The organism is Cellulomonas sp. NPDC055163, from assembly GCF_053607065.1.
This window is the reverse complement of the sequence record NZ_JBSGSU010000007.1, coordinates 120,375-142,309: the sequence shown is the minus strand read 5'-3', so window position 1 is coordinate 142,309 and position 21,935 is coordinate 120,375. Positions and strand designations below refer to the sequence as shown.

The 21,935-nt window shown below is 71.7% G+C and carries 21 protein-coding genes and 2 tRNA genes; 18 read left to right on the top strand and 5 right to left on the bottom strand.

Annotated features, from left to right (window positions below):
* The first annotated feature begins 74 nt into the window (after positions 1–74).
* A complete protein-coding gene (locus ACWFNE_RS15095; protein WP_452123244.1) occupies positions 75–1,106 on the top strand; it encodes an ABC transporter ATP-binding protein in 1,032 nt (343 codons plus the stop codon).
* Positions 1,107–1,162: 56 nt separating this feature from the next.
* Complete coding sequence (locus ACWFNE_RS15090) at positions 1,163–2,083, top strand: ATP-grasp domain-containing protein (RefSeq protein WP_452123243.1); 921 nt, start codon at positions 1,163–1,165, stop codon at positions 2,081–2,083.
* Positions 2,084–2,279: 196 nt separating this feature from the next.
* On the opposite strand, the gene ACWFNE_RS15085 is transcribed toward ACWFNE_RS15090, so the two are convergent.
* The 4 genes from ACWFNE_RS15085 to ACWFNE_RS15070 all read right to left on the bottom strand — a co-directional run bounded on the left by ACWFNE_RS15085 (position 2,280) and on the right by ACWFNE_RS15070 (position 3,895).
* Positions 2,280–2,355, bottom strand: a tRNA-His gene (locus ACWFNE_RS15085).
* Positions 2,356–2,431: 76 nt separating this feature from the next.
* The gene (orn, locus tag ACWFNE_RS15080) at positions 2,432–3,121 is read right to left on the bottom strand and encodes an oligoribonuclease (protein WP_452123242.1); all 690 of its coding nucleotides are present in this window, start codon (positions 3,119–3,121) and stop codon (positions 2,432–2,434) included.
* Between the two features lie 9 nt (positions 3,122–3,130).
* Positions 3,131–3,505 carry a hypothetical protein gene (locus ACWFNE_RS15075; protein ID WP_452123241.1) on the bottom strand — a complete coding sequence of 125 codons (375 nt, stop codon included), beginning with the start codon at positions 3,503–3,505 and terminating at the stop codon, positions 3,131–3,133.
* Positions 3,506–3,697: 192 nt separating this feature from the next.
* Positions 3,698–3,895: a hypothetical protein gene (locus ACWFNE_RS15070; protein WP_452123240.1), complete on the bottom strand. Its 198-nt coding sequence runs from the start codon at positions 3,893–3,895 to the stop codon at positions 3,698–3,700.
* Positions 3,896–4,116: 221 nt separating this feature from the next.
* Between ACWFNE_RS15070 and ACWFNE_RS15065 the strand changes: the two genes are divergently transcribed.
* The 12 genes from ACWFNE_RS15065 to ACWFNE_RS15010 all read left to right on the top strand — a co-directional run bounded on the left by ACWFNE_RS15065 (position 4,117) and on the right by ACWFNE_RS15010 (position 15,586).
* A complete protein-coding gene (locus tag ACWFNE_RS15065) occupies positions 4,117–4,887 on the top strand; it encodes a phosphatase PAP2 family protein (RefSeq protein ID WP_452123239.1) in 771 nt (256 codons plus the stop codon).
* A 439-nt stretch (positions 4,888–5,326) separates the two neighbouring features.
* Positions 5,327–5,671: a hypothetical protein gene (locus ACWFNE_RS15060; protein WP_452123238.1), complete on the top strand. Its 345-nt coding sequence runs from the start codon at positions 5,327–5,329 to the stop codon at positions 5,669–5,671.
* Positions 5,672–5,727: 56 nt separating this feature from the next.
* A complete protein-coding gene (locus ACWFNE_RS15055) occupies positions 5,728–6,603 on the top strand; it encodes a sigma factor-like helix-turn-helix DNA-binding protein (protein WP_452123237.1) in 876 nt (291 codons plus the stop codon).
* Between the two features lie 256 nt (positions 6,604–6,859).
* Complete coding sequence (locus ACWFNE_RS15050) at positions 6,860–7,069, top strand: helix-turn-helix transcriptional regulator (protein ID WP_452123236.1); 210 nt, start codon at positions 6,860–6,862, stop codon at positions 7,067–7,069.
* A gap of 420 nt (positions 7,070–7,489) precedes the next feature.
* Complete coding sequence (locus ACWFNE_RS15045) at positions 7,490–7,909, top strand: hypothetical protein (RefSeq protein ID WP_452123235.1); 420 nt, start codon at positions 7,490–7,492, stop codon at positions 7,907–7,909.
* Complete coding sequence (locus ACWFNE_RS15040; protein WP_452123234.1) at positions 7,906–8,304, top strand: hypothetical protein; 399 nt, start codon at positions 7,906–7,908, stop codon at positions 8,302–8,304. Before ACWFNE_RS15045 ends, ACWFNE_RS15040 begins: the two co-directional genes overlap by 4 nt.
* 472 nt (positions 8,305–8,776) lie before the next feature.
* Entirely contained in the window at positions 8,777–9,400 is a 624-nt protein-coding gene (locus ACWFNE_RS15035) for a hypothetical protein (protein ID WP_452123233.1), read from the top strand.
* Positions 9,397–10,164, top strand: a complete 768-nt coding sequence (locus ACWFNE_RS15030; RefSeq protein ID WP_452123232.1) for a hypothetical protein — start codon at positions 9,397–9,399, stop codon at positions 10,162–10,164. Before ACWFNE_RS15035 ends, ACWFNE_RS15030 begins: the two co-directional genes overlap by 4 nt.
* Positions 10,165–10,392: 228 nt before the next feature.
* Complete coding sequence (locus ACWFNE_RS15025; RefSeq protein WP_452123231.1) at positions 10,393–10,683, top strand: hypothetical protein; 291 nt, start codon at positions 10,393–10,395, stop codon at positions 10,681–10,683.
* A gap of 1,016 nt (positions 10,684–11,699) precedes the next feature.
* Positions 11,700–13,613 (top strand): DUF4365 domain-containing protein, encoded by a 1,914-nt coding sequence (locus ACWFNE_RS15020; RefSeq protein ID WP_452123230.1) that lies wholly within the window; start codon positions 11,700–11,702, stop codon positions 13,611–13,613.
* 281 nt (positions 13,614–13,894) lie between these two features.
* On the top strand, positions 13,895–14,965 hold the full coding sequence (locus ACWFNE_RS15015) for a tyrosine-type recombinase/integrase (RefSeq protein ID WP_452123229.1): 1,071 nt from the start codon (positions 13,895–13,897) through the stop codon (positions 14,963–14,965).
* A gap of 66 nt (positions 14,966–15,031) precedes the next feature.
* Positions 15,032–15,586: a hypothetical protein gene (locus ACWFNE_RS15010; RefSeq protein ID WP_452123228.1), complete on the top strand. Its 555-nt coding sequence runs from the start codon at positions 15,032–15,034 to the stop codon at positions 15,584–15,586.
* Positions 15,587–15,640: 54 nt separating this feature from the next.
* Here the strand turns inward: ACWFNE_RS15010 and ACWFNE_RS15005 are convergent.
* A tRNA-Arg gene (locus tag ACWFNE_RS15005) sits at positions 15,641–15,713 on the bottom strand.
* Positions 15,714–15,932: 219 nt separating this feature from the next.
* On the opposite strand from ACWFNE_RS15005, the gene ACWFNE_RS15000 reads away from it, so the two are divergent.
* The 4 genes from ACWFNE_RS15000 (at position 15,933) to ettA (ending at position 21,748) form a co-directional block, all read left to right on the top strand.
* On the top strand, positions 15,933–17,639 hold the full coding sequence (locus ACWFNE_RS15000; protein ID WP_452123227.1) for a dynamin family protein: 1,707 nt from the start codon (positions 15,933–15,935) through the stop codon (positions 17,637–17,639).
* Positions 17,636–19,168, top strand: coding sequence for a GTPase (locus ACWFNE_RS14995; protein ID WP_452123226.1), 1,533 nt, complete (start codon positions 17,636–17,638; stop codon positions 19,166–19,168). Before ACWFNE_RS15000 ends, ACWFNE_RS14995 begins: the two co-directional genes overlap by 4 nt.
* Positions 19,169–19,308: 140 nt before the next feature.
* Complete coding sequence (locus ACWFNE_RS14990; RefSeq protein ID WP_452123225.1) at positions 19,309–19,932, top strand: single-stranded DNA-binding protein; 624 nt, start codon at positions 19,309–19,311, stop codon at positions 19,930–19,932.
* 133 nt (positions 19,933–20,065) lie between these two features.
* Entirely contained in the window at positions 20,066–21,748 is a 1,683-nt protein-coding gene (ettA, locus tag ACWFNE_RS14985; RefSeq protein WP_452123224.1) for an energy-dependent translational throttle protein EttA, read from the top strand.
* The last annotated feature ends 187 nt before the right edge of the window (positions 21,749–21,935 follow it).

Genomic DNA, 21,935 nt, shown 5'->3' with positions numbered 1-21,935 from the left:
GACAGCCGCACAGGGGACGCGGCGCACGTCGCTCGGGAGGGCCGTTGTCGGTCCGGCCCGGTAGCGTCCCCGGGATGGGAACCGCGATCGCGTTCGAGCACGTGCGCAAGGTCTACGTGGACGGCTCCGTCGCGGTCGAGGACCTTTCGCTCGAGGTCCGCGAGCACGAGCTGCTCGCCCTCGTCGGCCCGTCGGGCTGCGGCAAGTCGACGACGCTGCGCATGGCGAACCGCCTCGTCGAGCCGACGTCGGGCCGCATCCTGCTCGGCGGCGAGGACGTCACGCATGCCGACGCGGTCGAGCTCCGCCGGCGCATGGGCTACGTGATCCAGCACGTCGGCCTGTTCCCGCACCGCACGGTCGCGCAGAACGTCGCGACGGTGCCCGTGCTGCTCCGCTGGGACCGTCGCCGGACCACCGCCCGCGTCGAGGAGCTGCTCGACCTCGTCGGCCTCGACCCCGCGGTGTACGCCCGGCGCTACCCGCACGAGCTCTCGGGCGGCGAGCGTCAGCGCGTCGGGGTCGCGCGCGCCCTCGCGTCGGACCCGCCGGTGCTGCTCATGGACGAGCCGTTCGGCGCGGTGGACCCGGTGGGGCGCCGGCGCCTCCAGACCGAGTTCGGTCGGATCCGGCGCGAGCTCGGGACGACCGTGATGCTGGTCACGCACGACGTCGACGAGGCCGTCCGCCTCGGGGACCGCATCGCCGTCCTGAGCAGGGGCGGGCACCTGGAGCAGCTCGCCGACCCGGTGCAGGTGCTCGCGTCGCCCGCGAGCGCCGCCGTCGCGGACCTCGTCGGGCAGGGCGCGGCGGTCCGGCTGCTCGCGCTCGGCCGCGTCGAGCGCGGGGACCTGGGTCCCGTGCCGAGCGCACCCGGTGCGGGTGAGGTGCCCGGGTCAGCCGCCCCGCCCGCCGACCCGATCCCGCTGGGTGCGTCGCTCGACACCGCCTTCGCCCGGTTGGCGGCCGCCCCCGACGGGCACGTGCCGGTCACGGACGGGGCCAGGGTCGTCGGCTCGGTCGACGGCGCGTCGCTGCTCGCGGCTCTCCACCGGGTGACCCGCGCGGCGCAGGACGGCGAGGCACCAGCGGGTCGCACCGCCTGACCTGCCGGGGTCGCAGCCGCGCTGTGGCCCGGACGGCGGATCGCTACGCTGCACGGGTGACCCAGCCCCGCATCGCCCTCGCGACCTCGTCCGCCCTCCCCGAGCTCGAGGCCGACGACCGCCCGCTGGTCCCGGCTCTGGCGGAGCGCGGCATCACCGCCGAGCCCGTCGTCTGGGACGACCCGGCGGTCGACTGGTCGTCCTACGACCTCGTGCTGATCCGCTCGACGTGGGACTACAGCCAGCACCCCGACGCCTTCCTGGCGTGGACCCGGAAGGTCCAGGAGGTCTCGCGCGTCGTCAACCCGGCGCCGGCCGTCGCGTGGAACGTCGACAAGCAGTACCAGCGCGCGCTCGAGAGTGCCGGCCTGCCGATCATCCCGACCATCTGGCTCGACCCCGAGCGCAACTTCGACTCGCGCGCGATCCACACGCGCTTCCCGGCCTTCGGCGACTTCGTCATCAAGCCGACGATCTCGACGGGTTCGCGGGACACCGGCCGCTACAACGCCGGCGAGACCCCGTCGCGAGCCCTGGCCATCACGCACGCGAAGAACCTGCTCACCGCGGGCCGGCACGTCATGGTCCAGCGCTACCTCCGGCAGGTCGACACCGTCGGCGAGAGCGCGCTCGTGTTCATCGACGGCCGGTTCAGCCACGCGGTCCGCAAGGCCCCGCAGCTCGAGGGCCCGTTCCGCGCCGAGGACGCCGAGGGCGACACGGTCAAGCGCGAGGTCATGACGGCGCGCGAGGCGAGCGCCGACGAGATCGCGGTCGCCGAGCGCGTCGTCGCGGCGCTCCCGCAGCTCGTGGACGGCGTCGACGGCCCCCTCCTGTACGCCCGCGTCGACCTCGTCCCGGACGACGCCGGTCGTCCCGTCGTGCTCGAGCTCGCGCTGACCGAGCCGTCGCTGTTCTTCTCGCTGGGCGACGGGTCGCTCGAGCGCTTCGCGAACGCCCTCGCCGCGAGGCTCTGAGCGCACAGCCGGCACGCCCTGCCGAGTCCGGTCCGCGAGCCGGTCCGGTCCGGGCGCCGGGCTCGGCCGGAGCGCGAGGCTCGGTCCGCGACACCGGCTCGGTCCGGGCCCGGCTCGCTCGGCCTGCCCGGCTCGGCGGCGAGGCGCCCGCCAGTACGACGAAGGCCCCGCACTCGACGAGTGCGGGGCCTTCGTATGGGGTGAGTAACGGGACTTGAACCCGCGACCCCCTGGACCACAACCAGGTGCTCTACCAGCTGAGCTATACCCACCATGCCTGCGCGGGACCCGTCGCTGCGGGAACCGGCCAGCCTGCGCCGCGGACGGCGCGAGAAGAAGTGTACAAGGTCAGGCGGGGTGCGGTGCACCGGATACCGCAGCGCCGGCCGCGTCACCCGTCCCGCCGCCCGCGACGGAGGTCGCGACGACCTCGGCGGCGAAGGCCTTCGCGGTCTTGGAGTCGGGGCCCGGCTGCGGCACGAGCAGCGCCGCACGGTAGTACCGCAGCTCGTCGATGCTCTCGAGGATGTCCGCGAGCGCGCGGTGCCCGCCGTTCTTCTTGGGCGACGCGAAGTACACGCGCGGGTACCAGCGCCGGGCGAGCTCCTTGATCGAGGACACGTCGATGACCCGGTAGTGCAGGTAGCCGACGAGCTCGGGCATGTCACGGTCGAGGAACGTCTTGTCCGTCCCCACCGAGTTGCCCGCGAGCGGCGCGCGCCCGGGCTCGGGGACCCACTGCCGGATGTAGTCGAGCACCTGCTCCTGCGCCTGGGCGAGCGTCGTGCCGCCGGGCAGGTCGACCAGCAGCCCGGACGTCGTGTGCATGTCCCGCACGAAGTCGTTCATCTGCTCGAGCGCGGCGGGTGGCGGCGCGACGACCACCTCGACGCCCTCGCCGAGCACGTTGAGCTCGGAGTCCGTCACGACCGCGGCGACCTCGATCAGCGCGTCCGCCGCGAGGTCCAAGCCCGTCATCTCGCAGTCGATCCACACGATGCGGTCGTTGCTCGTGTGTCCGTTACCCGTCGTCGTCACCCCGCCAGCCTACGGCGCCGGCCGGCGCGGGCCGGACCTGCCCGGTTCGCCTGGCGCGCCGCCGCCGCTCCCGTCGCGGGTGCGCGGCGTCCCGGACGAGTCCGGACCCGGGGGCACGGGCGGCGCAGGGGGCACCGGTGGCGCAGCGGGCACGGTCGAGGCGACCCAGGCCGCGAGCACCACGACGACCGCGGCGACGCCGCCCGCCCCGAGAGCCGTGCGCCACGGCAGGCCGGCCCACGCGAGCACGAGCGTGGTGGCCCCGCCGGCGACCACCCCCAGCACGAGCCGTTCGCCGAGCGCGCGCAGGCCGGTCCGGAGGCGCTGGCCCCGGCCCGCCCGTGCAGCGGGACGGCCTGGCGCGGCGTCGTCGCCGGAGCTCACGGCGCGGGCAGGGCGCGCGCGCCGGTCGGCGGCGTCACCGGGGGAGTCATGCCGCCATCGTTCCACGCGTCCCCGACGCGCGGGCGTGGACCGGTGCGTCCGCGCAGACCGACGACGCGGGCCCTCGGGGGTCCGCGTCGTCGGTCGTGCCGTGCTCGCGTGCGGCGCCGGGCTCGGCGCCTGCCGCCGGGCTCAGCGTGCGGCGCCGGCGAGGGCCGGCACCGCGAGGATCAGCCACGGGCGGCGCCGCTGTTCCGGCGGTCGACCGGAGGCGTCGGACGGGGGATCTCGGTGGTCGAGGGCTGTGCGGCGCTCCCGCTCCGCACGCGCGGCGGCGAGGCGCTCCTCGTGGGCGCTGCGGACGAGGTCGTAGGTCGTGGTGGGGTGCATGGTGGTGGTCTCCGTGGGGTCGTGCGAGTGGGCCTGGCCTGGCCCGGGAGGTCACCGCGGTAGGTCCACGGAACCACTGCGGACGTGCCCGGGTCATCCCTTTTTCCCGCGGCAGGTCCGCCGACGGGTCGCGTGCACCCGTGCTCGTCCGAGCCGGGTCGGCGCGCCCGGTCGCCGCGGCTCGGCGCGCCGGTCGGGACGCGCCTGGGTAGCGTCGCTGCATGTCCCACGAGCGCACGGCCCCGGGTGGCACCTCGTCGCTGCGACGCGCGTGGTCGCGGGTCACCGGCGACGCGCTCGTGCGCGCGACGGTCCCCGGCCTGCTGCTCGTCGCGCTCGGCCTGGTCGTGTTCGCGGGGCTGCTCGACGGCGTGCGGGAGCAGGACGACCTCACGGTGCTCGACCGCCCGCTGCTGACGTGGCTCGTCGAGCAGCGGGGCGACGCCGTGACCGCGGTGCTCGCGGCGATCACGTTCGTCACCGGGCCCTCCGTGCTCCCGGCGGTCGTCGTCGTGGCGTGCGCGGTGTGGGGCCTCGTGCGGAGGGAGTGGTGGCGGCCGCTGCTCCTCGCGGGGGCGATGGCCGGCTCGACGCTGCTCTCGCTCGCGATCAAGGGGCTGGTCGCGCGCCCCCGGCCGCCGATGGAGACGATGGACATCCCGGGTGCGGAGACCACGGCGTCGTTCCCGTCGGGGCACACGATCGGCACGGCGACGTTCCTGCTCGTCGCGGGCTACCTCGCGTGCCGGCGGCGACCGACCGCGGCGCGCATCGTGACGTGGACGATCGGGGGAGCGGCCGGCATCGCCGTGGTCGGGCTGAGCCGGCTCTACCTCGGGTACCACTTCCTCACGGACGTGCTCGCGGCGATCGCGCTCGCGGTGGCGATCACGGGGATCGTGACGATCGTGGACCGGTGGCGCGCGTGGAAGTCGGCGCGGGGGCACGCAGGCGACCTGCAACCCGACGAACCCCTGCGCCCGGTGGACTGAGCGTCACGGCTGCGGCGCGCCGGGCGGTCCGACGACGTGGTGGAGGCGGACCTCCGCGGTGCGCGCGGCCGGCGCGCAGCCGCGTCCCGGCTCGTGAGCCTCTCGTCCGCGGACGAGCGCGCCCCCGGCGGGGAGCCGGCACCGCCGGTGTGCCCCCAGCAGGACTCGAACCTGCAACCTACGGAATCCAAGGGTGATCCGTCATCTGTGTCTTGACGCGTCGCATGCTGTCACGAACGCGCAGGTCATCAGGTACATACGCTACGCCGGACGCCTGAGGGTTCCCGGCGTGTCCCCCTGTATCAGGGGGGTTTCAGGGGGAGCGCTCATCTACGCTGAGGCCTATGCCCACGGTCACGGTTGCGCCGCCGATCCGGGCCTACGAGTGCCCCGCGTGAGCGGGAGTGCTCGCCGCTCACTACCTCCCGGAGCCCGACCGATGCCTCAGTCCGTCACGTTCGCGAGCCACGTTGCACACCTCGACCCGATGACCGGGTACGGCGTGCTTGTGCGTCCCGACCCGTCTCGCGACCTTGCCGACCCCATGCGCCCCGGGCTGTCGCTGCACTCGGCGGACTGGGATGCCGCCTTGCTGCGCCTGGATGCTCTCGGCTGGGAGCCGCTGGGCGACGAGTGGGACGTGCCCACTTGGGAGGGCTCCACGGCGGACGGGCGGGAGGTGGTGGCCCTGTACGGGCGTACACCGGTCATCGGTCGGCCGACGCCCGCAGAGCTGAGCGAGGCGCGGGCGGCGCTCTGCGTCCTTGCGGGTGTCGAGGCGTGAGGGCGACCGCTGCGGAGCCGTACCGTGCACACCAGGACACGCGGAGAGTAGGGCGGATGGGAACGATCCCGAGGGAACAGCGCGAGGTGGAGCGGTACGAGGACCTTGGTGTCGCTCGGCTCATGACTCACGCCCAGGTGCAGCAGGAGACCATCGGATCGGTCACGTTTGTTGCCCTTCCCGAGTACAACTACGTGGACTTCGGGGGCGAGTGGGTAGAGGACTCGCTCGGGCGTTACACCGTCGCCCGTTGGCGCGAGGCCGGTCCGCGCGTGGCAGTCATCGACTCGACAGTCCGGACGGTCAACACGCGCGACAACCCGCAGGCAGACGCGGACGACGTTCGGCAGGCGGCACGGCTGTACATCGCGACCGCCAGCGATCGGTTCCGGGAGTCGGGCGGGGGCGTCCACCGAGCCGAGCTCCGGTCTCGGGTGCTCCGCGACCTGCCCGGCGTGAAGGAGGACAACGCATCGGATGCCGCCGTGGCTCGGGAGGCAGAGGCGGTCCGGGATGCAGAGGTCATCGTCCAAAGGCGGGACCGGCCAATCGGCGGGTCACTGCGTGAGACGCCAGACGACTACACAGTTGGCGAGGTCGAGGCGAGCATCCCGCTCATCTGGGATGAGAGCTTTGCGTTGGGTTCACTCGGCTCGTATGAGCCGGGGATGCCGCCACCTCCCGGCGACCCCTCGCGAACGGGTGGCCGTATCGCGAATGCCGCCGACCTGCGGACTGCCTGGAACGCGCTGAGCGACCTTCAGAGGCGCCGACTGCTTCTCTGCTTCGGACTCGGCTGGACGCACGCGGAGATCGCGCAGCACGACGATGTGAGCGAGGAGTCCGTGCGGCAGTCGGTCAAGTTGGCGGTCCAGCGACTCGTCAAGGGCCTGAACAGCGGCGAAGCGTTCCGCACTACTCCGAACGGGTGAATATCTGTGGGACGCCCTGGGAGACACCAGTACGGCGTGGCTCCTACAAGTAGAGGCACCGTGGGGGCGACCCCTGCTCGCGGTGCACCCGCTCCGGGGGCGCGAAACCCGCCAAGAACCGCGCCCCCGGAGCGCTCAACGCTCCCCGCCCGGCGAACCCCTGCCGGTCGTCCAAGACAGCACCCGCTCACGCGGGCACCCCCAGCCTCATGCCGCCCGGCATGGGGCTTTCTTAATGCCCAGGAGGCACACCCCGATGTCCGCAACCCTCACCGCTACCCAGCGTCAGACGCTCCTCAGTGAGACCGACCTCGCCGCTCGCTGGCAGGTCTCCCGCAGCAACCTCGCTGACGCTCGCAGCGCGGGGCGTGGCGTGCCGTACGTCAAGATCGGGTTCCGGGTCCGCTACCGGCTGGCCGACATTGAGGCGTACGAGGCGGCCTCGCTCGTGACACCGGCGCACTGATGCCACGCCAGCTCGTCGCTCGCGACGCGCCTGAGACGCTCGGTCAGGCGCTGCGCTGGGAGCGGACCAAGACGCGGTACTCCGCGTTCGGCCTCTGCTCGACCTGCGCCGCCCAAGCCGCTTGGGGTCATCAGCAGGGTTTTGCTCGTGTCGAGCGTCCGCCGTGTCCCCCGTGCGCCGCGCTCGTCGGGGCTCTGCCCATCGCGCACCCGAACGGCTGGCGATCGGTCACTGGACAGGCCGACCGACTGCCCTCGTGGCAGGCGCTCCGGGGCGATCTGCTGTGCGCCACGGCTTGACCCTCACCGGCACACCCGGGAGCGCTCAGGCGCACATCAGATCGGCACCTCGCGGTGCTCCGGGGCACTACAGCCGTGGCCGACGCGGCACCACAACTACACAGAGACGAGGCACGTAGCAGTGACCATCACCACCACGCTTCCGACCCGGAGCGGCTGGGCCGGAGCCCGAGACCAGCGACTCATCACCACCACGCGGACATCGCGGCGCAGCAGCAAGGCGCACCCGCTCGACCCCATGCTCCGCACGCTGCTCTACGCCGTCGCCAAGACGAGCCCGGCCATCGTGCGAGGCGGCTACCTCTCGGATCACCTGGGGGTGTCCCTCGCAGAGGCGGAAGCCAGTGTCAGGGAGGCCGTCACCCACGGGTTGCTAGCTCCCGGGTCCACCTCCACCCGGCTGGACCTGATGACGCCCGACCTGCTGGCGTACTTCGACCTTGCCGAGTACGGCCTGAGCGCCGAGCACCGCGAGGACGAGGCGCCCAGCGGGTCGTACGCCGAGCTGTCGCGCGAGCGTCTGACGGAGGTGTTCGCGTGAGCCGTCGCCGGAGCCTGTCGATTCCGGAGACCTGGGCAGCCGTCGCTACCGTCTACGACGATGCGGCAGCCCGGAACCCGGCCCTGTCCACGGACCTGCGACTGATGAGCGCCGCGCGGTCGAGGATCGAGCTGTCCGGGCACTCGCACTGGCGTCGGGGCGAGCTTCGTCTCCTACTGTCCAAGGCGAACATGACCACAGGGGAACTGACCCCGCTGTCCGCGTCCGCGCTGAAGCGGGCCATCGGCCGCATGGTCGAGGCGGGGATGCTGCAAGCCGGGTCGTGGTCGGAGTGCCTGGTGCACCCGATCTTCGCCGTTCAGACCGGCCGCAAGGACGCCAAGTCGCCCTGTCCGACACGGCCTCAGGGCGGCTTCGGGCAAGTCGCGGCCTGAAATCCCGGGCGTCCCACGCTCGGGATAGCCCTCAAACCCGGGCGTCCCACGCTCGGGATAGTTCCGAAACCCGGGCGTCCCACGCGCAAGTCCGACGCCGTGACCTGCGCAAACACCATCCGGTCTCTCCTCTCTCTCCCAAGACACAGCACCGGGCCTGCCAGCGGCCCGAGCGTCTGCGCCAGGGCACCGGGCGCGGTACGCGCACCGGGTGCCTGCGCCAGGCCGTAGAGCCAAGAGCAGCGGCGAGCGTAGATGGGTGCCTGCCTCCGAGGGGCGCGGAGCGCCCACACGAAGCAGACGCCAGCGAGCAGGACCGGGGGGCGCGGAGCGCCCTCAGGAAGCAGGCGCCAGCGGGCAGCACCAGAGGGGCGCGGAGCGCCCCACCAGCACAGCACTACAGCGGGACCAATACCGGTCGCCGCTGCCGAGCCCTGCCATCGGCGGGCACATCACCGAAGGAGGTCGCCCAGTGGCGACAGCAACACGCAAGGCCAGCACGGCAACGACCAAGCCCAGCGCCGTGGACGAAGCACGAGAGACCGTGGCACGAACCACGTCGCGGCACGCCGACGCAGAGCGCGCCGCGAGTGCGGCACTGACGACGAGCGCTGACCTGTCCGAGCGACTGCGAACAGGGGACGAGTCAGTGTCCGCCGCCGAGCTGATGTCGGCGCAGGCGGAGGCAGGTCGTGCTGCGGCGCTGCTCGACCACGCAACCCAGGCGCTCGCTGACGCTAAGGCCGCGTATGCGGTGGTCGTCGCTACGGATACTGCGAGCACCCTCGCGGCGGGCCAGGGTTTTGAGGTGGCCGGGGACGTCGCGGAGGCGCGAGCCACGATCACGGCGGCGCTGGTCACGCTGCGCTCGCAGGTCGAGGAGCGGAACGTGCGCCTGGCCGACGCTCTCGCGGTCGCGTCCGATGCGGGGCTGATGGTGGGGGAGGCTGATCCGCTCAGCCCGGTTCTCGTCCGGCCGAAGACGCGGGGTGTGTTCGGCAACCCGGTCGCGGCGCTGATCGTCAACGGTGAGACGTACTCGGCGGTTGACGCCGATGCGACGGTCGCTGCGGTGCTGGCCGGGGTGTCCGCGTGAGCGGCGCAGCGAGTGTCCTCGCGCCCATCGTGGCTGATGCTCTCGGCGTGCTCACGGGTCTGCCGGCTACCGTCGCCGCAGCGGTGTACTCGGGTCCACCCGCAGCACCGGCCGTGCTCGTGCGGGCGGTCGGAGCGCAGCAGGTCGATCACGTCGAGGGCACCGTCTCGGGACGAGTCGCCGTCGCGGTCTACGGAGGCACGCTCGACGTTGCCCAGCTCGTCGAGGACGGGCGAGGCTGGGTCAAGCCCGAGCACCGCGAGACCCCCAGCGGCACGCTCGTGCAGATCGGTGCTGGCGACCCGGACGTGACGACGCTGCCCACGGGCGCCGAGGTGGCAAGTCAGGTGCTCCACGTGACGGGGTACGCGCCGCTGCCCGCACTGACGCTCACTCCGGACGCGCTGCCGATGGAGGCGCACGGGGTGCTCTCTGGCATCGCGCGCGGCGTCACGGAGCGGTTCGGCGCGGGCCGCGTCCAGTTCGGCACGGCGACAGCCCAGCGCGCCAACGCCACGATGAGCGAGCCGGGGCGCGTCGTGGTCACCGGAGAGGTCGCCGCGTTCCCCGTCAGCGGTCGGCGCATCGGTGACTACGACGTGCAGGGCATGGTCACCGCTGCCATAGCGGCGCTCGTCGGCACCCCGTGTGGGCTTGGGCGCATCGCGACGGCTCGTGTCGTCTCCGTGAACGGCCAGCAGGACGGCCGCTCGGCAGGTGTCCTCGCTGGCGTTGAGGTCGTCGCCCACCACCAGCCCGCCTGACCGACCCACACCCGCCCCTGCCTCGCCTACCACCGGGGCGGGGGTGGGCGTGGCCCTTAGCGGCGCGAGGTGCCGATCTGATGTGCGCCTCAGCCTCCCCAGGTCCCATCACCGCAGGTGCGCCCTCGCGCACATCAGATCGGCTACAGGGCACGACCCAGCCGACCGCCAGACCAAGACAACGGAGACCCATCCCAAGTGAACCCCCGAACGATCACACCTGCCGTGATGGCGAGCGCGACGGGATGCCCGTCCCGCACGCAGACGCTGCCCACAGAGCGCGCGAAGCGCAGCAGCCACGAGCGGCGCACGGCACGCCGCGAGGCAGACCCTCACGGGTACGTCACCCGGCTGCTCGTGCAGGCGGCAGAGCACCGCGCCCGTGCTGACGCCGTGCAGGCTGACCCGCACGCCTACGCCGAGCGTCAGCGGCAGCGCGCCGTCAACCTCGTAGAGCGGGCCGACCGGTTCGCCGCTGAGCAGGGCATGACCCTCACCGCGTACGCGGGCCAGCGATGAGCCCGGCCGTGGCTCATGCACCTGACAAGCGCACCTGCGCGCACTGTGGTGCGAGCCTCGCGGGGAGGTCGCGCCTAGCAAAGTTCTGCAAGAGCAGATGCCGTGCCGTAGCTCATCGGCAGGCGAACCCTCCAACGGCTCCGGCACGGGCGTCGTCGGGGAGAGTGCAGCCGGGGGAGCGGTTCGGCTCTCTCGTCGTCGTGGAGCACCTGGGCACGCTCAAGGGCTCAGCTCGTGTGCTCTGCCGCTGCGACTGCGGAACCGTCCGGACCTACGGCACGCCGAACCTGCTCAGCGGCGCGACTGCGCGCTGTGCCGATCGCGGCTCACACCCCGACCCCCGCTACCGGGGCGAGGCCGTCACCTACGACGGCGCACACAGCAGGGTCAAGCGCGTCCGGGGCAGCGCACGCGGCTACCCCTGCGTCTCCTGCGGACAGCCCGCCGACCACTGGGCCTATGCCCACGCTGACCCTGACGAGCAGGCCGACAGCACCGGCAGAGAGGCGGGCAGGCCGTACAGCGCCAAGCCGGAGCACTACGACCCTCGCTGCCGCACCTGCCACGCCCGTTGGGACGCCGCCGAGCGGCGACTCATGCAGGGGCACGGGCGCGGACTCTCGCTCGTACACGTGGCCTTCTGGCATGTCACGCACCCGGGCGAGGCCGCATGAGCTCGTGGAGCGCCGAGCAGCGCGAACGCTGGTACGCCGGGCGGTGCATCGAGTGCGGACGGGAGAACCCGACGCAGACCGTTTCCCGGGTGTTCTGCGGCAGCGCTTGCAAGCAACGTGACTACCGCCGCCGTCACCGGCAGGGGTCAGAAAGCCCGCCTGAGCAGCAATGATGCGGTACCAGACCCCCACCTCATAGGCAATCGAGCCGCCGAGGTGGGGGTCCATTCTGCGTTACTGCGCACTTGGTGAAGGTGGCAGACAGCGCGCTGCTATCACCTTGCGGTGCGTACGGTCACCCGACAGAGGTCATACCCCCGAGGTCTGCGGCACACTAGGGCCATGCCGAAGAGCACAGATCGCAGCGCCGACGCCAAGATGCCCAGTCGGCCGGTGCAGCATCGACTTGAGGCCCGATCGCGCGTGGCCTTCTCCGCGCATGCGCCAGAGACTTGGTCGGTCGAAGATCGAAATCGGGATTACGGGATTGATCTCGACGTGGAGATTTTTGAAGGAGACCAAGCTACGGGTCTGCGCTTCGCCGTGCAGCTAAAGAGTGTTGGGGATTTCAAAGGCAAGCCGAGTGTCAGTGTCAAGGCAGAGAAGTTGCGCTACTGGCTGGCGCAGGACGTGCCGGTGTTGCTGTGCCTTTGGGATAGCGGGTCGAATCAGATGTGGGTGCGTTGGGCTCACCATATCGACCCGACTCCGATTCGCGACGGCGCAAAGAGCGTGGGTGTTAGATTTGTCCCGGAGGAGGAATGGACGGATGGGCTCAGTGCTTCGTTAGAGCGCGAAGTGCTCGCGGCGCGAGCGATTCGGGATCAGCGCGACAAGTTACCAATTCAAGTTAATTGCGTCGGCACTGGCACGATCGCGGGGGTGCCCGCCGGGCTTGTTGTCGTCCGCGTACGCGAGGCGCTCAGGAGATTCTCGGGGATCTTCCGCACCTCGCCGAGGCCGTCAGTCTTGGCTATCAATATTAAGATGTCTTCCCAGCGAACCATGGTGGAGCTCTCCGGGGGTTCTCCGAAAACGCTGGATTATTCCGGAGAGCGCGATCCGTCTGATTCGCGCGGACAGATGGAGCGGGTTGAGGGCTTAGCGGCAGACATTCTCTTCGTAGTTGCTACGCAACTACATCAAGCACGACTTACCGCAGAGGGTGCAGCGGTACTCGAATCAGTTGCAGAGACCTCGCCGTCCCTGCACGGTGCTGGCCTCGCGCATGGCGTCACCATCTTGGCGCGTGGAGGTAAGCGCGAAGCTGCGATAGGCGTGCTCGATCGGGCGAGGCGCTACGAAGCGACAAGGGATCACGCGGGGATGATCGCGATGCTCCTGGATCGACCTCTCGACTCGGCAGAGGGGGACCTGGTGGTGGACGTCATGCGGGAGTGGGCGACGTCAGATTTGGCGCAGGGCGATCTGTCATCCGCCGCAATTCTCACGTATAACCTTGCGCGACGTTCGTTGGGAAGCGCACCCGAATTCGCGGTCAAAATGTTCGAGCAAGCGGCTATGATCGACCCCTCGTATCGCGACAGGGACTACTGGCGCCGGGACCTTGGTGGGGCGTTGTTCCTGTCAGGCGAGTATGCGAAGTCAGCGGACGAGTATGCCAGGGCAGTCGCGCTGGGTGACCAATCGGCAGAACTTCTATACGCGGACGCGTTGCTCTTCGCGGGTCGTTATACGGAGTCGCTCGACCTTCTGCAGAAAACTCTTTCGTCTGACGACTTGGAGGATTCCGAGTACCGGCTCAAAGCGCGCTATGTGCAGTTCCTAGTGGATTCGACCGGGATAACGCGTCAGTCGCGGGACGACTTTGTGGCAGAGCGCATGTGCGATGTGGATGATCTGAGCGTCACGGTCGCGGGCGAGGCGTTGCAGTACGACTTGCTTTGCCCTATGGCGCTATGGCGCCTGGCGGCTGAGCGCGAAAGCGCCGGAGCTCGGAGCGTTGAGTACTTCCTAGCAGCGGTGTTCTCGGAACCGAGTAACGCCGTTGCCTGGGTGAGTGCGTTGGCTGTAGTCGCCGGCGACGCCCCTGAATGGTGGGCGGACGTTGCTTATTGCGCGCGGAAGTTCGCAGGCGATGGCGTCGTCGATCTGGCCTGGGAGATGGACCCCGAAGCCGCGCAGCATATTCAACTGACGTTCGAATCTATGCCGGATGCGCCGGTGGGCGACTCCGAAGCTCGAATCACGACGTTCGGATCCGCGAAGTACGAACGCGTTTCATGGAAGCGCTGAGGCGGGGCTATCCCTACCCGGGAGCGATGCATCGAACCCGTGGCCCGGAACTGGGGCTCGAGAACCTGCAACCTGCTCCCCTGATATCGGTTACGGTGAAGCTTCTTCGCTCGACCCACTGGAGCTGACGCATGGCACGCCCTCGACTGGCGCTCGGTACGACCGGAAGCATCGCCCTTACGGCGCAGGTGCGCGACGAAGCTGGCAGGTGGACGCAAGCGGGTACTGGCGTCCGTGCTGAGCGATGGCGTGCGCGTACCAAGATCCGCGACGCGGACGGGGTGCTGCGCGACATCGAGCGGTACGGCACGACCAAGGGCAAGGCCGAGACTGCGCTCAAGGCGGCGGTGCGGGACCGCGTAGCGCCGGTCAAGGGGGCGACGGTGACGCCCGAAACCAGCGTTGCGGACGTGGCGCGCCTGTGGCTCGCTGAGTACGTCGAGGCTGGACGACTGGCGGAGACCAGTAAGACGACCTACCGCAACGCGCTGCACCGCCATGTCATCGGCAACGACAAGCACAAGCCCGGCGCGCTGGCCGCGCTTGCCGTCCGCGAGGTCAACATCCCAGCCGTTGAACGCGCACTGGCAGCCGTCGCACAGTCGTCCGGTGCGGGTGCTGCAAAGACCGTGCGCTCGATCTACCGAGGCATCTTCCGCACGGCGGTCCGTCACGGTGCGATCGTCGCCAACCCGGTTGCAGAGACTGAGGTTCCCTATGTCGAGCGCGTTCCCGGCGAACGCGACCACCGGCGGGCGCTTACGCGGGCGGAGCGGGATGCCCTGCTCGCTTACGTAGCGGCGGACGACTACGCCCAGGGTGCTGACGTTGCCGACCTCATCGCCTTCATGCTCGGCACCGGTGTGCGCGTCGGTGAGGCGACTGCGCTTCGCTGGGACCGCGTTGACCTCGCGAACGGCACTGCGCGCATCGAGGCGACGCTAGTGCGCAAGGCTGGGGGAGTCGCCAAAGGCGGCGGCATGAAGGTGCAGGAGCGGACGAAGACCGCTGCGGGCGTTCGCGTCGTGCACCTGCCGGGTTGGGTGGTCGCGCTACTGATCGAGCGGCTAGCGCGCGAGTCCAGCGCTGCCGGGGTCGTCTTCGCGTCGCCGCGCGGGAAGGTGCGGGACCAGAGCAACACGAGCAGTGCGATCCGTCGCGTGCTCGACGGCGCGGGGTTGGAGTGGGCGACCTCTCACACGTTCCGGCGCACCGCTGCAACGATGCTCGATCAGAGCGGGCTCTCGGCGCGGGCCGTCGCGACGGTGCTCGGTCACTCGCAGCCTTCGATGACGCAGGACGTGTACATGGCATCGGATTTCGCAGACGGGCGAGCTGCCGCCGTCCTCTAGGGCCGAAAGGGTGTAGTTATCCTGGTTTGACCGATCTCGCCGGGTCGCGTCACTACCTTTGGCGCTATGAGCCGGTCGGAATCTATCGCACGAGGCATCGGTGGGACTGTGGCCGTGGTGGGCGTCGGCCTGGCGACGCTCTGGGGACTGTGGTTCACCGTTGTCGCCTTTACCGGGGGTCGTCTGCCTGTCCCCGGCGACTACTGGACGACGGGATCGGTGGGCTTCGGTCTCCTGATGTTGTTCGTTGGGATACCGATCCTCGACACGGTCGCCTACTGGGTCTGCGCCCTGCTGGTCCTCGTCCTTACTCTCCCTCTCGGGCTTGCGTCGAGCATCGCCGGCAGGGATCGATCGGGAGCGGGGCGGCCTCTATCGTCGCGGTCCACGGCGCCGCACAGGGCTGCCGCGCAGTCGATCAAGCGCTACGAGGTGCCCGTTGCTGGCGGGATCGTGAAGTTCACGCGACGCTCGGACGGCGGTATCGACATCACGGCTTCCGGATACGGCGGTCAGCCCAGCCCGGAGGTCGTGCACTTGGCGAAGCGACGCTTGGCGGAGAGTCAAGCCTCGCGCGGAGAAGCGCCGTGGTACCGGGTCGCCGAGCAATCAGGGGGGTAACCGGGGGTTCGACGACTGTCGAGGGGAGCACGCAGAGCGTTAGTCCAGGTCAGGTGCCCCCAGCAGGACTCGAACCTGCAACCTACGGATTAGAAGGCCGTTGCTCTATCCATTGAGCTATGAGGGCGGGGCCCGGCCGTCGGTGCTCACGCGGAACGTCGGGCCGCCGGGCCTCTCGCGCCTACCGTATCGGCTCGGCCCGCGCCCGCCCGCGACCGGTGCGTCCGGGCCGGGTCCGCAGCACGCGCTCGGTCCTGTGACGGTCGACACGCGCCCCGGCGGAGCTGCCGCCGTCGCTGCGGCGCGTGCGTTTGGCCTGTTCACGTCGGCACGCGACTATAGGGACGTGAGTGCGCACGCGGGGACCGCAGTCGCTGAGGAGCTGCTCGTCCGGCCCCTGGCGCAGATGTCGCTGCTCGACGCCGTGCGCGTGCTGCACCGGGACGTCGAGCGGACGGGGTTCCCCCTCGACATCCCCGGCGTCCCCGAGGCACGCGCGTCCCGGGCCCGTCTGCTCGACCAGCTCGCCGACCACCTCGTCCCGCGCCTCGAGGAGCTCTCCGCGCCCGCGGTCGTCGTCGTGGCCGGCTCGACCGGTGCGGGCAAGTCGACGCTCGTGAACTCCCTCCTCGGCGCCGAGGTGACCGCGGCCGGCGTGCTGCGGCCGACGACGCGCCGCCCCGTGCTGGTGCACCACCCGGACGACGAGGACCTCCTGGCGCACCACCCGGTCCTCGAGGCCGTCGAGGTCGTGGCGAACGCGAACGTCCCGCGCGGGGTCGCGCTGCTCGACGCCCCGGACCTCGACTCGGTGCTCGAGTCGAACCGGGCGTCCGCGCACCGGCTCCTCGAGGCCGCGGACCTCTGGTTGTTCGTCACGACGGCGGCGCGCTACGGCGACGCGCTGCCGTGGCAGGTGCTGCGGGGTGCCGTCGCGCGCGGCGCGTCGATCGCGATGGTGCTCAACCGCGTGACCCCGGCGTCCCTGCCCACCGTGCGCGGTGACCTGCTCGAGCGCCTGCGCGCGCACGGCATGCAGGGCGCGCCGCTGTTCGTGGTGCCGGACGTCGGGCCGCACGAGGGCCTGCTGGGCTCTGCGGTCGTCGCGCCGATCAACCGCTGGCTCACGATGCTCGCCGGCCCCGACCGCGCCCGCACCGTGATCGGGCGCACGCTCCGCGGCTCGCTCGCGGCCCTGCGCCCGTGGGTCGACGAGCTCGCCGAGGCCGTGCAGGCCCAGGCCGACGCCGCCGAGGCGATCGCCGCCGAGCTCGACCTGGCCGCGGCAGGCCCCTCCGACGCCGCGCGCGCCGCGGTGCACGGCGGGGTCGTCGCCGACGGTGCGGTGCGCGCCCGGTGGGCCGAGCTGACCGCGGCGGGCGGCCCGCTGGCCGACGTCGTGCGCTCGTCCGGCCGCGTGCACCGCTCGCGGCGCGCGGGCCGGCGCCGGGAGGAGGCCGTCGGCCCGCTCGGCCGCGACCTGACCCGGTCGGCCGCCGCGAACCTGACGGCGGCCGGCGCGCAGGCCGAGCGGCTCGTCCGCACGCGCCTGACCGGCGCCGGTGCCCCGGTGGGCGGACCGTCGATCGAGGCGCTGTGGCCGGCCCAGGAGCGCAAGGACGCCCGCGTCGCCGCCGCGGAGCGCTCCGCGCGCGACTGGGTCGACGAGGCGCCCGTGGTCGTGCGCGCGGCGCTCGCACGTGCACGCGGCGAGGGACGGGACCCGGCGGACCCGCGCAGCGCCAAGGAGGTCGCGCGTGCGGCCCGGCGCGCCGAGCTCGCGGAGCGCGCCCTGGGGGAGCAGGGCATCGCGGCGGTCGCGCTCGCCGCCGCCGCCGGGCTCGAGCCCGCGCGCTTCCTGCTCGAGGACCTGCTGGGCGACGCGGGCACGTGGGCGCGCGACGTGCTGCGTGACGAGCTCGCGGACCGCGCCGCGGGGCAGGTCGAGCTCGAGCGTGCCGCCGCCGCCGCGCTGCTCGACCAGCCCGACCTCGCGGAGGACGCGTCGTCGCTCTTGCGCCTGCGCCTCGCCGTCCTGAAGGGGCTCACATGACCGAGAGGACCGAGACGGTCCGCACGCTGCCGGGGTGGGCGACCGTGCACGGGACGCTGCACGGTGCCGAGACGGAGGCGCTGACGCTCCGTGTCGAGCAGCTCGAGGAGGCGCTCGAGGTCGGGGCCGACCGGCTGGACCCCGAGGTGTCGGCGCGTGTCGCGGCGTCGGTCGGGCGCGTGCGCGAGCGGCTCGCGCTCGGCGTTGACCACACGATCGTCGCGCTCGTCGGCGGCACGGGCTCCGGCAAGTCGAGCCTGTTCAACGCGATCTGCGGGCTCGACTTCGCGGACGTCGGGGTCAAGCGTCCGACGACGTCCAAGGTCACGGCGTGCGTGTGGGGCGAGGGCGGCGGTGCGCTGCTCGACTGGCTCGGGGTCGAGGGCGAACGCCGCATCGAGCGCGAGAGCCTCCTCGACGGCGACACGGAGGCGCCGCTGCGCGGGCTCGTGCTGCTCGACCTCCCGGACCACGACTCGATCGAGCCGGCGCACCGTGCGGTCGTCGACCTGCTGCTGCCCATGGCGGACCTGCTCGTGTGGGTCGTGGACCCGCAGAAGTACGCGGACGACGCGCTGCACTCGGGGTACCTGCGCCGGCTCGTGGGTCACGAGGCGGCCATGACGGTCGTGCTGAACCAGATCGACACGGTCGCCGCCGACATGCACGACGAGCTGGTCCGTGACGTCGAGGGGCTCCTCGTCGAGGACGGCCTGACCGGCGTGCACGTGCGCACCGCGTCGGCGCACACCGGCGAGGGCGTCCCCGAGCTGCGGGACGGGCTCGCCGCGGTGGTCCGGCGTCGCAGCGTCGCCGCCGAGCGTGCGGGCGCCGAGCTCAACGACGCGGCGACGCTGCTCGCGAGCCAGGTCGCGGACCGCGAGCCCGCGCCGAGCCGGCTGGGCGTGGTCGAGCTCGTCGACGTCCTCGCCGAGGGTGCGGGGCTCCCGGCGATCGCGGACGCCGTCGGCGCCGTCGTGCGCGGCGGTTCGCGGACCGTGCCGTCGTTCGGCGCCGTGCAGGCCGACACCGTGGTGCTCGCGCGGGCCGGCTGGCTCGCGGGCGTGACCCGCACGGTCCCCGTCCGGTGGGCCGACGACGTCGTCGCGCGCGTGACTCCCGCGGAGCGCCTGCGGCTCGAGATCGACGACGCGCTCGCACGGGTGACGGTCGCGGCGCGGCGCTCGCGGGTCGCCGTCGCGGGGTTCGTGCTCGCGGTGCTCGCGGGCGTCGGGGCCGTCGCCGCGGCGTCGATCGGGCTCGGCCTCGAGCTGGGGTCCGTGGGGCAGGGGCCGCAGGACTGGGCGCTGCCCGTCGCGGCCGGGCTCGCGGTGCTGGCGCTCGGGCTCGCCCTCGCCACGTGGTTGCTGCGCCGGACCCTCGCGCGCCGCCGCTCTGAGCGTGTGCTGCGTGAGGGGCGCGCCGAGCTCGAGGCCGTCGCGCGGACGCGGCTCGCGGAGCCCGCCGCCGAGGTCGTGGCGGAGCACCGCCGGGTGCGCGAGCTCGTGGCCCTGGCGACCGTGCGCTGATCGCGGCGTCACCCACCCACAGTCCGCTCCCGCGTCGCCGCGCTCACCGTCCGCGTCGTCGCCCGCCGACCCGGTCGAGTCCGCGAGCCACGCTGCCTCCACAGGGTCGGCGCTCGCCGGCCCCTCACCGAGGAGGACGCATGAGCACCAACGAGCTGACCCTGACGCTGGTCGGGTGGCTGGGCACCGACCCGAAGCACTACCCCGGCACGAGCACCGGCACCACGCCCGCCCCGGGTCCGGGCGCGACCCCGGCGGGGACCGCGGGCGGTGCGGCGCCGGGCGCGTCGTCGGGCGCCGGCGGCACGTCGACCCCGTTCACGACGTTCCGTATGGCGTCGACCCGTCGGTGGTTCGACCGCGAGCGCGGCACCTGGGTCGACGGGCGCACCGAGTGGTTCACGGTCAAGGCGTGGCGCGGGGCCGCGCGCAACGTCGCGGAGTCGCTGCGCAAGGGGGACCCGGTGCTCGTGCACGGCCGGCTCTCGACCGACGAGTGGAGCACCGCCGACGGCGAGCCCCGGACGTCGCTCGTGCTCGACGCGATCGCGATCGGCCCCGACCTCGCGTTCGGTACCGCCCGCTACATGCGCACGGTCCGCTCGAGCCCGGGCGACGCGGCCCCGGCCGACGCCGCGGACGGCGAGGCGGGCGACGGCGACGGCTTCGACGCGCTCGACGGCGCGCGAGGGAGCGACGCGGCCCTCTACGCGCTCGCGGACGTGCGCGCCGACGAGGATCTCGCACTGACCGGTACGAGGTGATCGCCTAGGCTGGGGCCACCGGACCGCAGGGCCCGGGCCTTCCGGCTGCCGACGCGACACCGCGCGCGGCCGGGAGGCCCGTTCCGTGCACTCCCTCGACACACCCCCGAGCACCGAGGCGGACGAAGAGCCAGTGGCTGAGTTCATCTACTCCATGTACAAGGCGCGCAAGGCGCACGGCGACAAGGTCATCCTCGACGACGTCACCCTGAACTTCCTGCCCGGCGCCAAGATCGGCGTCGTCGGCCCCAACGGTGCCGGCAAGTCCACGATCCTCAAGATCATGGCCGGCCTCGAGCAGCCGTCGAACGGCGAGGCGCGGCTCTCGCCCGGCTACACCGTGGGCATCCTCATGCAGGAGCCGTCGCTCAACGAGAGCAAGACGGTGCTCGGCAACGTCGAGGAGGGCGTCGCCGAGATCAAGGGCAAGCTCGACCGGTTCAACGAGATCTCGAACCTCATGTCCGAGCCCGACGCCGACTTCGACGCGCTGCTCGCCGAGATGGGCCAGCTCCAGGAGGCCATCGACGCCGCGGAGGCGTGGGACCTCGACGCGCAGCTCGAGCAGGCGATGGACGCGCTGCGCTGCCCGCCGCCGGACGCCGACGTCTCGGTGCTCTCCGGTGGTGAGCGCCGTCGCGTCGCGCTGTGCAAGCTCCTCCTCGAGAAGCCCGACCTGCTGCTGCTCGACGAGCCCACCAACCACCTCGACGCCGAGAGCGTGCTCTGGCTCGAGCAGCACCTGTCCCAGTACCACGGGGCCATCCTCGCGGTCACCCACGACCGGTACTTCCTCGACCACGTCGCGGAGTGGATCTGCGAGGTCGACCGCGGCCGCCTCTACCCGTACGAGGGCAACTACTCGACGTACCTCGAGAAGAAGCAGCAGCGCCTCGAGGTGCAGGGCAAGAAGGACGCCAAGCTCGCCAAGCGCCTCGCCGAGGAGCTCGCGTGGGTCCGGCAGAACGCCAAGGGCCGCCAGACCAAGTCCAAGTCGCGCCTCGCCCGCTACGAGGAGATGGCCGCCGAGGCGGACCGCACGCGCAAGCTCGACTTCGAGGAGATCCAGATCCCGCCGGGCCCGCGCCTCGGCAGCCTCGTGCTCGACGCGCAGAAGCTCGAGAAGGGCTTCGACGGCCGCGTCCTCATCGACGGCCTGAGCTTCACGCTCCCGCGCAACGGCATCGTGGGTGTCATCGGCCCGAACGGCGTCGGCAAGACGACGTTGTTCAAGACGATCGTGGGGCTGGAGCCGCTCGACGGCGGCGAGCTCAAGGTCGGCGAGACCGTCAAGATCTCCTACGTCGACCAGTCGCGCGGCGGCATCGACCCCAAGAAGACGCTGTTCGAGGTCGTCTCCGACGGTCTCGACTTCCTCAAGGTCGGCAACGTCGAGATGCCCTCGCGGGCGTACGTCGCGGCGTTCGGGTTCAAGGGCCCCGACCAGCAGAAGCCGGCGGGCGTGCTCTCGGGCGGTGAGCGCAACCGTCTCAACCTCGCGCTCACGCTCAAGCAGGGCGGCAACCTGCTCCTGCTCGACGAGCCCACCAACGACCTCGACGTCGAGACGCTCGGCTCGCTCGAGAACGCGCTGCTCGAGTTCCCCGGCTGCGCCGTGGTGGTCTCGCACGACCGGTGGTTCCTCGACCGGGTCGCGACGCACATCCTGGCCTACGAGGGCACCGCGGAGAACCCGTCGAACTGGTACTGGTTCGAGGGGAACTTCGCGTCCTACGAGGAGAACAAGGTCGCCCGCCTGGGCGCCGACGCGGCCCGGCCGCACCGCGTGACGTACCGCAAGCTGACGCGGGACTGAGCCGGAGGGCGGCGCGGTGGCATCGAGCGTGCACACGGAGCTGGTCGACGCCCTCACGGTGCTGCGTTCGCGCGTCGCCGAGACCCGGCTCGGGGTTGGCGTTGCCCCTCTCAGTCCCGGGTGCCTCTCGCTCCCGCCCGCGCTTTCCCCCCCCCCCCCCCCCCCCCCTCCCCCGCTCCCGGCCGAG

Bases quoted from the DNA above. Each gene is read 5' to 3' on its own strand.
- ACWFNE_RS15095 (WP_452123244.1), top strand. From the start codon at position 75: ATGGGAACCGCGATCGCGTTCGAGCACGTGCGCAAGGTCTACGTGGAC.
- ACWFNE_RS14990 (WP_452123225.1), top strand. From the start codon at position 19,309: ATGAGCACCAACGAGCTGACCCTGACGCTGGTCGGGTGGCTGGGCACC.
- ACWFNE_RS15065 (WP_452123239.1), top strand. From the start codon at position 4,117: ATGTCCCACGAGCGCACGGCCCCGGGTGGCACCTCGTCGCTGCGACGC.
- ACWFNE_RS14995 (WP_452123226.1), top strand. From the start codon at position 17,636: ATGACCGAGAGGACCGAGACGGTCCGCACGCTGCCGGGGTGGGCGACC.
- ACWFNE_RS15025 (WP_452123231.1), top strand. From the start codon at position 10,393: ATGGCGAGCGCGACGGGATGCCCGTCCCGCACGCAGACGCTGCCCACA.
- ACWFNE_RS15050 (WP_452123236.1), top strand. From the start codon at position 6,860: ATGTCCGCAACCCTCACCGCTACCCAGCGTCAGACGCTCCTCAGTGAG.
- ACWFNE_RS15070 (WP_452123240.1), bottom strand. From the start codon at position 3,895: ATGCACCCCACCACGACCTACGACCTCGTCCGCAGCGCCCACGAGGAG.
- ACWFNE_RS15055 (WP_452123237.1), top strand. From the start codon at position 5,728: ATGGGAACGATCCCGAGGGAACAGCGCGAGGTGGAGCGGTACGAGGAC.
- ACWFNE_RS15020 (WP_452123230.1), top strand. From the start codon at position 11,700: ATGCCGAAGAGCACAGATCGCAGCGCCGACGCCAAGATGCCCAGTCGG.
- ACWFNE_RS15010 (WP_452123228.1), top strand. From the start codon at position 15,032: ATGAGCCGGTCGGAATCTATCGCACGAGGCATCGGTGGGACTGTGGCC.
- ACWFNE_RS15060 (WP_452123238.1), top strand. From the start codon at position 5,327: ATGCCTCAGTCCGTCACGTTCGCGAGCCACGTTGCACACCTCGACCCG.